Here is a 13,792-nt window from a genome sequence, read left to right as displayed (position 1 = left end):
TGCTGGCAGCTGCATCGGGTGCAGCTGCCGCTGCCGCAGCGCCCGCACATGAACGAACTGCCGGTAAGAAAGCGAGGACCATGGTGGACGCCATCCGTGTCGGCGACAAATGGTACGTGGCGGCCCAGGCCGCCCGTGCCGAAGCGCAGCCCCACGTGCTCAAGCACGACGACACCTTCCTGCTGCTGGACCGCTACGGCGACATCCGCACCCTGGGCCAGGGCGAGCAGGGCCTGTACCACGAGGACACGCGCTACCTCTCGCACCTGGAGCTGCTGGTCGAGGGCATGCGGCCGCTGTTCCTGGGCTCGGCGGTCAAGGACGACAACAGCCTGCTGATCGTCGAGCTGATGAACCCGGACCTGCCCCGCCACGGCGTGCTCAAGGGGACGGTGCACGTCTTCCGCGCCAAGGTGCTGTGGCAGGGCGCCTGCCACGAGCACATCCGGCTCACCAACCACGGCACCGAGCCGGCCCGGCTGCGCCTGTCGCTGCGCTACGGGGCCGATTTCACCGACCTGTTCGAGGTGCGTGGCACCGCGCGCAGCCGCCACGGCGAGCACCTGCCCGCACAGGTGGGCCGCAGCGAGGTGGTGCTGGGCTACCGGGGGCTGGATGGCCGGGTGCGCCGCACCCGCATCCTGCTGCGCCCGCAGCCGGTGGCGATCAGCGAATCCGAGGCCGCGTTCGAGGTGGAGCTGCATCCCAAGGAGGAGGCGCACTTCTACCTGTGCGTCAGCTGCGAGCCCGACGACGTCGAGCGCCACCTGCCCAGCTACGAGATGGCCTACCGGGACAATGCCGAGGCCCGGCACTCGACGCTGCTGCGCCAGTGCACGCTGGAATCGTCCAACCCGCTGATGAACCTGTGGTTCAGGCGCTCGGCGGCCGACCTGGCGATGCTGACCACCCAGCTGAAGACCGGGCCCTACCCGTACGCCGGGGTACCCTGGTATTCGACCACGTTCGGGCGCGACGGCATCCTGACCGCGCGCCAGATGCTGTGGATGGACCCGTCGCTGGCGCGCGGGGTGCTGGCCTTCCTCGCATCGACCCAGGCCACCGAGGAGCAGCCCGAGCGCGACGCCGAGCCGGGCAAGATCCTGCACGAGGCACGCAAGTGCGAGATGGCGCACACGCGCGAGGTGCCGTTCGACCGCTACTACGGCACCGTCGACGCCACGCCGCTGTTCGTCAGCCTGGCCGGCGCCTACCACGAGCGCACCGGCGACCTGGCGTTCATCCGCACGATCTGGCCGCACATCCTGCTTGCGCTGCAGTGGATCGACCGCTACGGCGACCGCGACGGCGACGGGTTCGTCGAATACGCCCAGCGCAGCAAGGATGGCCTGTCGCAGCAGGGCTGGAAGGACTCCAGCGATTCGGTGTTCCACGCCGACGGCAGCCCGGCCGTGGCGCCGATCGCGCTGTGCGAGGTGCAAGGCTACGTCTACGAAGCCAAGCTGCGCGCCGCCGAACTGGCGGTCCTGATGGACGACGAGGCGCTGGCCGCGCGGCTGCGCGACGAGGCCGCGGAGCTGAAGCAGCGCTTCCAGGCGCAGTTCTGGTGCGAGGAGCTGGGCGTCTACGCGCTCGCGCTGGACGGCGAAAAGCGGCCTTGCCGGATCGCGACCTCCAACGCCGGGCACGCGCTGTGGACCGGCATCGCCTCGCCCGAGCATGCCGCGCGCATGACGCAACGCTTCCTGCAGCCGGACTTCTATTCCGGCTGGGGCATCCGCACGGTCGCGGGCGGCCAGGCGCGCTACAACCCGATGTCCTACCACAACGGCTCGATCTGGCCGCACGACAACGCGCTGATCGCCGCCGGCATGGCGCGCTACGGGCACACCGAGGCGGCGCTGGAGGTGATGAGCGGGTTGTTCGATGCCAGCCACTACTTCGGCCAGCACCGCCTGCCCGAGCTGTTCTGCGGCTTCCCGCGCCGGCCGTCGGAAGGCCCGACGCTGTACCCGGTGGCCTGTGCGCCGCAGGCCTGGGCCGCCGCGGCGGTGTTCGCGATGGTGCAGGCCTGCCTGGGCCTGGGCGTGTCGGCCAGCCGGCGCGAGGTCTCGTTGCAGGGCGCGCGCCTGCCGCGCTTCATCGACTGGCTGCAGATCCGCCAGCTGCCGCTCGGCGACGCGTCGATCGACCTGCTGCTGCAGCGCTATGACAACAACGTCGGCGTGGAGGTCACGCGCAAGAGCGGCGACGTCGCGGTGCGCATGACGCTCTGAGCCGCCACGCGCCCGTCAGGTGCGCCGGGCGAGCGCCAGCGTGGGCAGGTGGGCCCCGGCCGACAACCCCGGCCCGGCCGGCTGCCAGCGCTGCGCGATCAGGGCCGCGAGCGCCTCGCCCCAGCGGCGGTACAGCGCCGGGCCGGGATGGAAGCCATCCTCGGCCATCTCCGCCACCGCGGGGCGCCCGTCCGGCAGCGTGCCCGGCAGCGCCACGTGCATGATGCCGCGCTCGACAGCCCAGCGCGCCTGCGCCTCGTTGAGCCGGCGTGCGTCGTGCCCCAGCACGCTGCGCAGGGGCCAGGGCAGCAACGGAAACTGTTCCAGCGGCGGCACCGCCGACCACAGGCACAACCGCGGCCTGCACCGCTCGCGCAGGTGATGCCACAGGGCCTCGCGCTCGGCCACCGCGCGCGCCGGCGGCACCTGGGCCAGCACGTCGTTGACGCCCAGCACCACCAGCACCACGTCGCACGGCGCGGGCGGCCGCTCCTGCAGCCAGGCGATCGCCCCCTGCGTGGTCAGCCCGGTGCGGGCGACCAGCTGCCAGGCCACCGGCTGCCCGAGCTGGCGCACCAGGGCCTGCGCCAGCTGCCCGGCCAGCGCTTCGTCCTGCGTGGGCGCCCCCACCCCCGCGGCGGAGGAATCGCCGACGATCAGCAGCCGCAGCGGCGACGCACCGGCCTGCGCGTCGCCTGCCAGCCCTTGGCGCGGGCCGGCCGCCTCGGGCAGCTGCAGTGCCCGCCTGCGGGTGCGCGCCCCCTGCGCCAGCAGCAGCGGGCCCAGCGTCAGCTTGGTGAAGGTGCCGGCCATGCCGCGCGTGCAGGCGGTGTCACTGGAACTGGCTGAAGTCCGGCTTGCGCTTCTCGAAGAATGCCTGGAAGGCCTCGCGCGCCTCCGGACTGCGCAGGCGCTGCGCGAACAGCTCGCCCTCGGTCGCGATGGCCTCCTTGACCATCTGCTCCAGCCCGCGGCGCAGCAGCTTCTTGGTCTCGCGCACCGCTGCCGGCGGCAGCGCGTTGAAGCGCTCGGCGATGCGGCGCGCGTGATTCACCACTTCCGAGGCCGGCAGGATGGCGTTGACCAGCCGCATCTCCAGCGCGTCCTCGGCGCCGAAGGGGTCGCCCAGCAGCAGCTTCTCCGCGGCCTTCAGGCGCCCCGCGTGCAGCGGCAGCAGCAGGCTGGAGGCGAACTCCGGCACCAGGCCCAGGCCGGTGAAGGGCATCGCAAAGCGCGATTCGTCCGAGGCATAGACCAGGTCGCAGTGCATCAGCATGGTCGTGCCGATGCCGATCGCCGCGCCGGTGACGGCCGCCACCACCGGCTTGTCGCAGCCGCGCAGCGCCTCCATGAACTGGAAGACCGGCGAGTCGGCGCCCTGCGGCGGGCGCTGCATGAAGTCCTCCAGGTCGTTGCCCGAGGTGAAGATGCCCGGCTGGCCGGTGATCAGCACCGCGCGCACCGCGGCGTCGGCCTGCGCCGCCTTCAGCGCGTCGGCCATGGCCTGGTACATCGCGATGGTCAGTGCGTTCTTCTTCTCCGGCCGCGCCATCTCGATGGTCTGCACGCCGTTGAGGACGGCAGTCTTGATGCTCATGCTGTCTCCTGAGGGATGGGGGTGGACATTGTCGGACATGCTGCGGCAGGACCGCACCGGCTGCATGTCCCCCAAACGACAAGGGCCGCCCCTTGCGGATGGCGGCCCTTGCGCGCTCACCGGGTCGGCATCACACCCGTTCGAAGATGCCCGCCGCGCCCTGGCCGGTGCCGACGCACATCGTCACCATGCCGTACTTCAGGTTGTGGCGGCGCAGCGCGTGCACCACCGTGGCCGAGCGGATCGCGCCGGTCGCGCCCAGCGGGTGGCCCAGCGCGATCGCGCCGCCCATCGGGTTGACCTTGCTGCGGTCGATCTCCAGCGTGTTCAGCACCGCCAGCGACTGCGCCGCGAAGGCCTCGTTCAGCTCGATCCAGTCCAGCTGGTCCTTGGTCAGGCCGGCGTACTTCAGCGCCGCCGGGATGGCCTCGATCGGGCCGATGCCCATGATCTCGGGCGGCACGCCCTTGATCGCGAAGCTGACGAAGCGCGCCAGCGGCTGCAGGTTGAAGCGCTTGACCGCGGCTTCGCTGGCCAGGATCAGGCAGCCGGCGCCGTCGGAGGTCTGCGAGCTGTTGCCCGCCGTGACGCTGCCCTTGGCGGCGAACACCGGCTTGAGCTTGGCCAGGCTGTCCAGCGAGGTGTCGGGACGCGGGCCCTCGTCGACGTCGACCGTGCGGGTGCGCGTGACGACCTCGCCGGTGGCCAGGTCGGGGAAGCGCTCGACGATTTCCACCGGGGTGATCTCGTCCTTGAACTCGCCGGACTGGATCGCCTTGAGCGCCTTCTGGTGCGACTGCAGCGAGAACTCGTCCTGCGCCTCGCGCGAGACCTTCCAGCGCTCGGCCACCTTCTCGGCCGTCAGGCCCATGCCGTAGGCGATGCCGACGTTCTCGTCACGGGCGAACACGGCCGGGTTGAACGAGGGCTTGATGCCGCCCATCGGCACCATGCTCATCGACTCGGTGCCGCCGGCGATCATCACGTCGGCCTCGCCGACGCGGATGCGGTCGGCAGCCATCTGCACCGCGGTCAGGCCCGAGGCGCAGAAGCGGTTGATCGTCACGCCGCCCACCGTGTTCGGCAGGCCGGCCAGCAGCGCGGCGATGCGCGCCACGTTCATGCCCTGTTCGGCCTCGGGCATGGCGCAGCCGATGATGGCGTCCTCGATCGCCTGCGGATCCAGGTTGGGCACCTGGGCCAGCGCGCCCTGGATGGCCTTGACCAGCAGGTCGTCCGGGCGGGTGTTCTTGAAGTAGCCGCGCCCGGCCTTGCCGATCGGAGTGCGCGTGGCGGCAACGATGTAGGCCTCTTGAACTTGCTTGCTCATGTCGATTGACTCCGATCAGTTGCGCACGGGCTTGCCGGTCTGCAGCATGCCCATGATGCGTTCTTGGGTCTTGGGGTGGTCCAGCAGCGCGCAGAAGTGCTTGCGCTCCAGGCCCATCAGGTATTCCTCGTTCACCAGCGAGCCGGCCTCGACGTCGCCGCCGCAGACCACGTCGGCGATCAGGCTGGCCAGGTGGAAGTCATGCTGGCTGATGAAGCCGCCGTCGCGCATGTTCACCAGCTGGCCGACGATGGTCGCCTTGGCCGAGCGGCCGGCCACCGGGAAGACGGCCTTGTGCGGCGGCCGATAGCCGCTGTCGTACATCGCCTTGGCCTGCGTGAGCGCCACGTGCAGCAGCTCGTCCTTGTTCGGCACGATCACGTCGCTGTCGAGCAGGTAGCCCAGCTTGCGCGACTCCAGCGCGCTGGTGCCGACCTTGGCCATCGCGGCGCTGGTGAAGCCGTCCTTCAGGAAGGCCAGGATGTCCGCACCGGCGTTGCCGGCCTGCGCCATCTCGGCGGCGCGGCGCGCGATGTAGGTCAGGCCGCCCGCCCCCGGGATCAGGCCCACGCCCACTTCCACCAGGCCGATGTAGCTTTCCATCGCGGCCACGCGGCGCGCCGAGTGGATCGCCAGCTCGCAGCCGCCGCCCAGCGCCATGCCGCGGATCGCCGAGACCACCGGCACCTGGGCATAGCGGATGCGCAGCATCGCGTCCTGCAGCTTCTTCTCCTCCGGCGCGATGCCCTTGGAGCCCTTGGCCATGAACACCGGCATCAGCGCTTCCAGGTTGGCGCCAGCGGAGAACACGTCGTCGGGCGACCAGATCACCAGGCCCTTGTACTTGGCCTCGGCCAGCTCCACCGCCTTCATCAGGCCTTCGGTCACGGTCGGGCTGATCAGGTGCAGCTTGGCGGTGATCGTGGCGATCAGCACCTCGCCGTCCAGCGTCCAGACGCGGATCTCGTCGTTGCGGAACTCCTCGGTGCCTGCCTTGAGCGGGTCGGCCGCGCCGGAGCCGTACACCGACTCGGGGAAGTGCTGGCGTTGGTAGACCGGCAGCGTGCTGCGCGGCAGGTACTTGCCCTGCGAGGCGCTCCACGAGCCTTCGGGCGTGTGCACGCCGTCACGGCCGTCGAACACCCAGTCGGGCAGCGGCGCGCTGCAGAGCGCCTTGCCGGCCTCGATGTCGGCCTTCACCCACTCGGCGACCTGCTTCCAGCCGGCCTGCTGCCACAGCTCGAACGGTCCCTGGCTCATGCCGAAGCCCCAGCGCATCGCCAGATCCACCTCGCGCGCCGAGTCGGCGATCTCGCCCAGGTGCACCGCGGCATAGTGGAACGCATTGCGCAGGATGGCCCACAGGAACTGCGCCTGCGGGTTGCTCGACTCGCGCAGCAGCTTCAGGCGCTCGGCCGGGGCCTTCTTCAGCATGCGGCTGACGATCTCGTCGGCCTTGGCGCCGGCGGGCACGTAGTCGCCCTTGGCCGGGTCGAAGCGCAGGATGTCCTTGCCGACCTTCCTGTAGAAGCCGGCGCCGCTCTTCTGGCCCAGTGCGCCCTGCTCGATCAGCCGGGCCAGCACCGGCGGCGTGGCGTAGCTGGGATAGAACGGGTCGTCGGCCAGGTTGTCCTGCATGGTCTTGATGACGTGCGCCATCGTGTCCAGGCCCACCACGTCCGCGGTGCGGAAGGTGCCCGAGCTGGCGCGGCCCAGCTTCTTGCCGGTCAGGTCGTCGACCACGTCATAGGTCAGGCCGTAGTTCTCGGCCTCCTTCATCGTCGACAGCATGCCGGCGATGCCGACGCGGTTGGCGATGAAGTTGGGCGTGTCCTTGGCACGCACCACGCCCTTGCCGACGCTGGTGGTGATGAAGGTCTCGAGCTGGTCGAGGATGTCCGCGCGCGTGGTGGGGGTGGGAATCAGCTCCACCAGGTACATGTAGCGCGGCGGGTTGAAGAAGTGGATGCCGCAGAAGCGCGGCTTGATCTCCTCGGGCAGCGCCTCGGACAGCTTCGTGATCGACAGGCCCGAGGTGTTGGATGCGACGATCGCGTGCGGCGCGACGTGGGGCGCGACCTTCCTGTAGAGGTCGAGCTTCCAGTCCATGCGCTCGGCGATCGCCTCGATCACCAGGTCGCACTCCTTGAGCAGCTCCAGGTGCTCCTCGTAGTTGGCCTGCTGGATCAGCGCGGCGTCCTCGGCCACGCCCAGCGGCGCGGGCTTGAGCTTCTTGAGCCCCTCCACCGCCTTGGTGACGATGCCGTTCTTCGGGCCTTCCTTGGCCGGCAGGTCGAACAGCACGACCGGCACCTTCACGTTGACCAGATGGGCGGCGATCTGCGCGCCCATCACGCCGGCACCGAGCACGGCGACTTTGCGAACTTGGAATCGACTCACGAACGTTCTCCTCAGAAGGATGCTTGCGCCGGGTGCCCGGCACGCCAGCAGGGGTGTTTCATTCGACGCGCTGCCAGACCTGCGTGCGGCCCAGCAGCGGCGCCCCGATGTAGCCGCGCACTTCCAGTTTCTTTCCCTCCTCGACCGGCTTCAGGCGCACGCGATACTCCTTGCCGTTGTTCGGATCGAGGATCGTGCCGCCGTCCCACAGCTGCGGGTCGGTGGCGTTCCTGCGCACGTTGCGGATGACCTCCAGGCCCACCAGCGGCTGGCCCTTGCGCTCGTCGCTGCACTTCTCGCAGACCGCGTCGGGCCGGGTGGCCGGATCGAGCAGCTGCTCGATGCGGCCGGCGATCACGCCGTCGGCCTCGGTGATGCGCACCAGCGACTTCTCCTTCCTGGTCTCGTCGTCGATGGTCTTCCACAGGCCCACCGGGGTGGGCTGGGCCCAGGCGGCGCCGGCGACAAGCAGTGCGACGATGGCCAGCAGCGATTTCATCCGGGTCTCCTTGGTCGGGGGTGACAGGCCGGGGCCGGCAGCGACGTCCGGCCCCACCGGGACGGGGCAGCTCAGGGCCATCAGAACAGCGCCTCGTCCATCTCCATCAGGGGCTTGAGGCCGGCACGCGCGGAGCGGATCAGCGCGGCGGTCTCGGGCAGCAGCTTGGCGAAGTAGAAGCGCGCCGTGGCCAGCTTGGCCTTGTAGAACGGGTCGCCCGAATCGGCCTTCGCGAGCGCCACCTTGGCCATGCGGGCCCAGAAGTAGGCGAACACGAGGTGGCCGCACACGCGCAGGTAGTCGACCGCCGCGGCGCCCACCTCGTCGGGGTTGCCCATCGCCTTCATGCCGATTTCCATGGTCAGCTTGGTGACCTTCTCGCCCAGGTCGGCCAGCGGGTTGACGAACTCCTGCATGGCCTCGTTGACGCCTTCTTCCTCGACGAACTCCTGCACCAGCTTGCCGAACTTCTTCAGCTTGGCGCCGTTGTCGGCCAGCACCTTGCGACCCAGCAGGTCCAGCGACTGGACCGTGTTGGTGCCCTCGTAGATCATGTTGATGCGGGCGTCACGGACGAACTGCTCCATGCCCCACTCGCGGATGTAGCCGTGGCCGCCGAACACCTGCAGGCAGTGCGAGGTGGCGATCCAGCCGTTGTCGGTCAGGAAGGCCTTGACGATCGGCGTCACCAGCGCGACCAGGTCGGCGCAGTCCTTGCGCACCTGCTCGTCGTCGCTGGACAGCTCCTTGTCGATCTGCAGCGCGGTCCAGATCGTCAGCGCGCGGCCGCCTTCGGCGTAGGCGCGGGCGGTCAGCAGCATCTTGCGCACGTCCGGGTGCACGATGATCGGATCGGCGGGCTTGTCCGGCGCCTTGGGGCCGGACAGCGCGCGCATCTGCAGGCGGTCCTTGGCGTAGGCCACCGCGTTCTGGTAGGCCACCTCGGTCAGGCCCAGCGACTGCACGCCCACGCCCAGGCGCGCGGCGTTCATCATCACGAACATGGCCTGCAGGCCGCGGTTGGGCTCGCCCACCAGCGTGCCGATCGCGCCGTCGAGCACCATCTGCGCGGTCGCGTTGCCGTGGATGCCCATCTTGTGCTCCAGGCCCGCGCAGTAGATCTTGTTGCGCTCGCCCAGGCTGCCGTCCGCATTGACCAGGTACTTGGGCACGACGAACAGCGAAATGCCCTTGCTGCCCGCCGGCGCATCCGGCAGGCGCGCGAGCACCAGGTGGACGATGTTCTCGGCCAGGTCATGCTCGCCGGCCGAGATGAAGATCTTCTGGCCGGTGATCCTGTACGTGCCGTCGGGCAGCGGCTCGGCCTTGGTGCGCAGCAGGCCCAGGTCGGTGCCGCAGTGCGGCTCGGTCAGGCACATCGTGCCGGTCCACTCGCCGCTGGTCAGCTTGGGCAGGTACAGGCGCTTCTGCTCCGGCGTGCCGTGCGCGTGCAGGGCCTCGTAGGCGCCGTGCGACAGGCCGGGATACATGGTCCAGGCCTGGCTGGCCGAGTTCAGCATCTCGTAGAAGCACTGGTTGACCGTGACCGGCAGGCCCTGGCCGCCGTATTCCGGATCGCAGCTCAGCGCCGGCCAGCCGCCCTCGACATACTGCTTGTAGGCTTCCTTGAAGCCGGTGGGAGCCTTGACCTCGTGGGTCTGCCGGTCCAGCGTGCAGCCTTCCTGGTCGCCCACCTGGTTCAGCGGGAAGACCACTTCGGCGGCGAACTTGCCGCCTTCCTCCAGCACGGCGTTGATGGTGTCGGCGTCGATGTCGGCATGCTTGGGCAGCTGCTTGAGCTCGTCGACGACGTTCAGCACTTCGTGCATCACGAACTGCATGTCGCGCAGCGGCGGGGTGTACTGGGCCATCAGTGGTCTCCTTGAGGGATATGGATATCGCGGATCAACGGGTGGATCGGGTCGTCTTGCGGGCGGGGGCGCCGTCGGCTCGCGCCAGCGACGGGTCGGTCGCGTAGTGGCTCACGATGAACTCGAAGCCGCGACGGGCCCGGTCGATCGAGCCGGGCGAGCGCAGGAAGCGGGCATCGTGGTGCAGGGCAAGAATGAGGCCATGGATCTCGAACAGCATCTGCGCGGGATCGGTGTCCGGCTTCAGATGCCCTTCCTCGATCGCGATGGCGATCGCGCGGCCCAGCGCCTGGTGCCAGGCACGCACCATCGCGGCCAGCGCGTCGCGCACCGGGCCGGGCCGGTCGTCGAACTCGACCGCGCCGCTGATGTAGATGCAGCCCGAATCGATCTCGACCGAGACGCGCCGCACCCAGCGCTCGAACAGTGCACGCAGGCGCGGCAGGCCGCGCGGCTCGACCAGCGCCGGGAAGAACACTTCCTCCTCGAAGCGGTTGTGGTATTCGCGGATCACCGAGATCTGCAGCTCCTCGCGCGAGCCGAAGTGGGCGAACACGCCCGACTTGCTCATGCGGGTGACCTCGGCCAATGCCCCGATCGACAACCCTTCCAGCCCCACCTGGGACGCCAGCCGCAATGCGGCATCGAGGATGGCGGCCCGGGTCTGCTGGCCTTTCTGCAGCGTGCGTGCGGATTCGCGCGCCGGCTTGATCGCGGCAGTGTTCGCGCTCACGAAACCCCCGAAATAAAACGAACGGTCGTGCTATTTTGCAGGAATCCGCCCTCCCGCCAACAGTAGGGGGAAACCATAGGGAGTTCCCGTGACGGGAAAACGACAGAAGGCCGCGAAATCGAGGGTTTTCCCTAGGTCTTGCGGCAGGAAAGCCGCCGCGTCCGCGAGTCTGGCGCCCGCCGCGCCCCCTGGCAAGAGGTGAGACCCGGCCCGAGCCCGGCCGGGCCGGAGGCGTCAGTCGAGGAACTCCTCTTCTTCCTCGAGCACCGCGTCCTCGTCGCTTTCCCGCGCCTTGGCGTCGAGCGAGGCCTGCATCGCGGCGATCTCCTCGAGGAAGGCCTGCGGCGGCACCGCCGGCGCGAGCCGCAACGCAGGCGGCGGCAGCGTGGTGAGGTAGAGCTCGGAGCTCAGGCGCCCGGTGCGCTGGTACTGGAAGGCGCTCATCGTCACCAGCCCCGCGACCGCCGCCGAGCCGACCACCCAGGCGAACACCTTGCGGCGCTGCGGCAGCACCGCTCCCAGGTGGGCATAGACCGCGCCGGCCAGCACCAGCGTCTCGGCGGCATCGCGCACGCGGCTGAGCAGCACCCAGGAGGTCGCGAAGGCCAGCACGCCCAGCGTCGCGCCGAGCACGCCAGAGGCCAGCAGCCCGGTGGCGGCGATGCGCACGTGGGTCCAGTAGTCGAAGCGGTGCTGGAACAGCTTGGAGCCCAGCGCCCACGCGAAGCTCCAGCCCGCCAGCAACGCCGAGACGGTGATCAGCAGCGCCGCGAAGCTGGTCAGGAACTCGCCGGGCTCGGTGTCGAGGTAGTGCGACCATGCCGTCCATGCGAACAGCCCGGCCAGCGCCAGGGCCAGCGGCACCAGCCGCCCGCCCTGCAGCGGCAGCGGCTGCTCGGGCGCCAGCTGTTCGCCGGGCAGGCGCACGCACAGGCGGGTGCGCCCGACCATCCAGTCCTCGCCGGCAGGGCGCACCGCCGCGCTGCCGGCCGGCAGGTGCTGGCCGCCGCAGCGCAGGCCGTTGACGGTGTCACCCACCATCACGTGCAGCCGACCGTCCTCCGCGCCGATGCTCAGGTGGTGCGGCGCCACGTGCGGGTCGTCGAGCACCACGTCGCAGTCCAGCGCGCGGCCCACGCGCACCGGCCACTGCCGCACCGGCACGACCTGGCAGACCGCACCGTCCCGCCCGAACACCTCGATCAGTGCGATCCTGTCCATGCGTACCCCGCGAGATAGTGTTCGGTGAGCTTCAGTGCGTTGGCATAGTCGACGCCGCGCGCGTCGAAGCGGCCCTGCACGCCCATGGTCGGATGGTCCAGCGTGGCGACCAGCACGCTCAGGTCGTACAGCCCGCGCAGCTTGCGGTAGGCCGAGATGCAGACCACCGCGCGCAGCGGCAGCCCGTCGCGGTCGACGAAGCGCTCGCGGCACTGCGCCGCGGTGCGGTGGCGCGTGGTGCGCTCGGGAAACGATTCGTTGGCGAAGCTGCGCGAGTACATCGACGCGAAGCGCCAGCGTCCCAGCTTGCGCCCGTCGTAGGCCTCGTGGCGCACCGCGATGCCACCGGTGTGCAGCCAGTCGGTGATGAAGATGTGGGTGTCCATCTGGCAGTCCGAGCGCTCGAACTCCAGTCCCTTGGTGTCGGCCGGCGTGGTCGTGCCCCAGCAGCGCATGAAGCTCTCCTGCGGCACCGGGATCGCGTAGCGCGGATGGCCCGCCGGCCGCCACGGCTGCTGCAGGAAGCGCTCGACCAGCAGCTGCTGGTGGCGCAGCAGCTGTTCGGTCAGCTGCGGATAGACCGGCTGGGTCAGCGGCGTGGCGTCGCGGCTGCGCTCGAGCAGCTGCTGCGCGAACTCGGCCGGCACCAGGAAGCTGACCTGCTGGCCGTCGCGCCGCGTCGCCACGTTGACGCCGATCACGCGCCCGTCCTCGTCCAGCGCCGGCCCGCCGCTCATGCCGGGGTTGAGCGCGCCGGCGAAGAAGATGTTCGGATAGAAGCTGCGCTCGACCAGGCCGTTGTAGTTGCCCTCCAGCACCGCGAAGCCCACGTCGAGCGGATTGCCGAGCGAATAGATGCGCTCGCCCTTGGCCAGCCCCTGGCTGGCCGGCCGGAAAGCGAGCGGCTTGCGGCCCGCCAGCCCGCCGTCGGCCGCGCGCACCAGCGCCAGGTCGTGGATCGCATCGAAGGCCAGCAGTTCCAGCGGACCTTCCTGCCCGTCGGCGGTGGTGTAGACCAGCCGGTAGCGCTGCGGCTGCAGCGCCACCTGGCTGACGACGTGGTAGTTGGTGATCAGGTGCCCGCCGCCGCTCACGAGGAAGGCCGAACCCACGGTGGACTGGCTCGCCTGGCCCTTGAGCAGCGTGCGCACCTGCACCAGCTGTGCGCGGGTGCGTTCGTAGAGCCGCTGCGCCGAGGCCGACACCGGCGGTGCCGGCTGCATGGGCACCGGTGCGGCACCGGCTTCGGACGCCGCGGGCGGCACCGGCGCAGGCTGCGCCAGCGCGGCGGCCAGCGGCAGCCACGCCAGCAGGCCCCACCAGCGGTGCGGCCGGCGATCCGGTGCACGCAGGCACGAAAGGTCGACGCTCATGCGGGCCATTGTAGGAAGGCGGCGCGGCGCATCCCGACGGGGCATCGGCGGGACGCCCCGGGCGCCTGTTCAAACCGGGTGCACAGGCGCAGAATCGTCAGTCCCGCAGCGCCGCGCACGCGGTTGCGCGACGCCGCTCGTCTGCCGCCTGCAAGGAGACCGTCATGAAGACGATGCGCACGCTCCTGACCGCCCTGGCCTTCGTCGGCCTGCCCGCCTGGGCCTTCCACTGCCCGGCCGACATGAAGAAGATCGACGAGGCCCTGCCGACCGCCCAGCTCGACGACACACAGAAGGCCGAGGTGCTGCGCCTGCGCGCCGATGGCGAGCGGCTGCACAAGGAAGGCAAGCACCAGGAGTCGGTCGACACGCTGGCCAAGGCGCTGAAGATCCTCAAGCTCTGAGGCGCCGAGGACGCCTTGCGGGCGGCCGGCCAGCGGTGCGCTGCACCCGAGGAGCCGACCGCCTTCCCCGCCTGCCGCCGGCCCGGTGGGCGCCCTGCCCGGCAGACCGCTGTCCGAGTGGCGGTTC

Annotated in this window: 11 protein-coding genes; 2 read left to right on the top strand and 9 right to left on the bottom strand. The window is 70.1% G+C overall.

The genetic code is table 11. From position 1 onward, the window contains the following. Positions 1 to 80: 80 nt before the first annotated feature. Positions 81 to 2,237 (top strand): amylo-alpha-1,6-glucosidase, encoded by a 2,157-nt coding sequence (locus tag IS481_RS04295; protein ID WP_104356016.1) that lies wholly within the window; start codon positions 81 to 83, stop codon positions 2,235 to 2,237. Between the two features lie 15 nt (positions 2,238 to 2,252). Here the strand turns inward: IS481_RS04295 and IS481_RS04290 are convergent, their stop codons facing one another. The 9 genes from IS481_RS04290 to IS481_RS04250 all read right to left on the bottom strand — a co-directional run bounded on the left by IS481_RS04290 (position 2,253) and on the right by IS481_RS04250 (position 13,261). Continuing rightward, positions 2,253 to 3,050 carry an SGNH/GDSL hydrolase family protein gene (locus IS481_RS04290; protein WP_104356015.1) on the bottom strand — a complete coding sequence of 266 codons (798 nt, stop codon included), beginning with the start codon at positions 3,048 to 3,050 and terminating at the stop codon, positions 2,253 to 2,255. Positions 3,051 to 3,069: 19 nt separating this feature from the next. Continuing rightward, positions 3,070 to 3,834: an enoyl-CoA hydratase gene (locus IS481_RS04285; protein ID WP_104356014.1), complete on the bottom strand. Its 765-nt coding sequence runs from the start codon at positions 3,832 to 3,834 to the stop codon at positions 3,070 to 3,072. 130 nt (positions 3,835 to 3,964) lie between these two features. Beyond that, positions 3,965 to 5,164, bottom strand: a complete 1,200-nt coding sequence (locus IS481_RS04280) for an acetyl-CoA C-acyltransferase (RefSeq protein ID WP_104356013.1) — start codon at positions 5,162 to 5,164, stop codon at positions 3,965 to 3,967. A gap of 15 nt (positions 5,165 to 5,179) precedes the next feature. Continuing rightward, complete coding sequence (locus tag IS481_RS04275) at positions 5,180 to 7,564, bottom strand: 3-hydroxyacyl-CoA dehydrogenase/enoyl-CoA hydratase family protein (RefSeq protein ID WP_104356012.1); 2,385 nt, start codon at positions 7,562 to 7,564, stop codon at positions 5,180 to 5,182. Between the two features lie 58 nt (positions 7,565 to 7,622). Next, the gene (locus IS481_RS04270) at positions 7,623 to 8,063 is read right to left on the bottom strand and encodes a DUF2147 domain-containing protein (protein ID WP_104356011.1); all 441 of its coding nucleotides are present in this window, start codon (positions 8,061 to 8,063) and stop codon (positions 7,623 to 7,625) included. Between the two features lie 80 nt (positions 8,064 to 8,143). After that, positions 8,144 to 9,934, bottom strand: coding sequence for an acyl-CoA dehydrogenase C-terminal domain-containing protein (locus tag IS481_RS04265; protein ID WP_104356010.1), 1,791 nt, complete (start codon positions 9,932 to 9,934; stop codon positions 8,144 to 8,146). A 34-nt stretch (positions 9,935 to 9,968) separates the two neighbouring features. Beyond that, positions 9,969 to 10,667, bottom strand: coding sequence for a TetR/AcrR family transcriptional regulator (locus IS481_RS04260; protein WP_104356009.1), 699 nt, complete (start codon positions 10,665 to 10,667; stop codon positions 9,969 to 9,971). Between the two features lie 234 nt (positions 10,668 to 10,901). Continuing rightward, positions 10,902 to 11,888 (bottom strand): FHA domain-containing protein, encoded by a 987-nt coding sequence (locus IS481_RS04255; protein WP_104356008.1) that lies wholly within the window; start codon positions 11,886 to 11,888, stop codon positions 10,902 to 10,904. Beyond that, complete coding sequence (locus IS481_RS04250; protein WP_232529455.1) at positions 11,870 to 13,261, bottom strand: S1 family peptidase; 1,392 nt, start codon at positions 13,259 to 13,261, stop codon at positions 11,870 to 11,872. Before IS481_RS04250 ends, IS481_RS04255 begins: the two co-directional genes overlap by 19 nt. A gap of 164 nt (positions 13,262 to 13,425) precedes the next feature. Between IS481_RS04250 and IS481_RS04245 the strand changes: the two genes are divergently transcribed. Continuing rightward, positions 13,426 to 13,665: a hypothetical protein gene (locus tag IS481_RS04245; protein WP_104356007.1), complete on the top strand. Its 240-nt coding sequence runs from the start codon at positions 13,426 to 13,428 to the stop codon at positions 13,663 to 13,665. Positions 13,666 to 13,792: the final 127 nt, after the last annotated feature.

Source organism: Caldimonas thermodepolymerans (genome assembly GCF_015476235.1).
Taxonomy (GTDB): domain Bacteria; phylum Pseudomonadota; class Gammaproteobacteria; order Burkholderiales; family Burkholderiaceae_C; genus Caldimonas; species Caldimonas thermodepolymerans.
The sequence above is the reverse complement of the archived record's forward strand: the minus strand, read 5'-3'. Positions and strand labels throughout refer to the sequence as shown.

Excerpts from the sequence above, each read along its gene's own strand:
- IS481_RS04250 (WP_232529455.1), bottom strand. The coding sequence starts at position 13,261 with ATGAGCGTCGACCTTTCGTGCCTGCGTGCACCGGATCGCCGGCCGCAC.
- IS481_RS04270 (WP_104356011.1), bottom strand. The coding sequence starts at position 8,063 with ATGAAATCGCTGCTGGCCATCGTCGCACTGCTTGTCGCCGGCGCCGCC.
- IS481_RS04255 (WP_104356008.1), bottom strand. The coding sequence starts at position 11,888 with ATGGACAGGATCGCACTGATCGAGGTGTTCGGGCGGGACGGTGCGGTC.
- IS481_RS04265 (WP_104356010.1), bottom strand. The coding sequence starts at position 9,934 with ATGGCCCAGTACACCCCGCCGCTGCGCGACATGCAGTTCGTGATGCAC.
- IS481_RS04245 (WP_104356007.1), top strand. The coding sequence starts at position 13,426 with ATGAAGACGATGCGCACGCTCCTGACCGCCCTGGCCTTCGTCGGCCTG.
- IS481_RS04290 (WP_104356015.1), bottom strand. The coding sequence starts at position 3,050 with ATGGCCGGCACCTTCACCAAGCTGACGCTGGGCCCGCTGCTGCTGGCG.
- IS481_RS04280 (WP_104356013.1), bottom strand. The coding sequence starts at position 5,164 with ATGAGCAAGCAAGTTCAAGAGGCCTACATCGTTGCCGCCACGCGCACT.
- IS481_RS04285 (WP_104356014.1), bottom strand. The coding sequence starts at position 3,834 with ATGAGCATCAAGACTGCCGTCCTCAACGGCGTGCAGACCATCGAGATG.
- IS481_RS04295 (WP_104356016.1), top strand. The coding sequence starts at position 81 with ATGGTGGACGCCATCCGTGTCGGCGACAAATGGTACGTGGCGGCCCAG.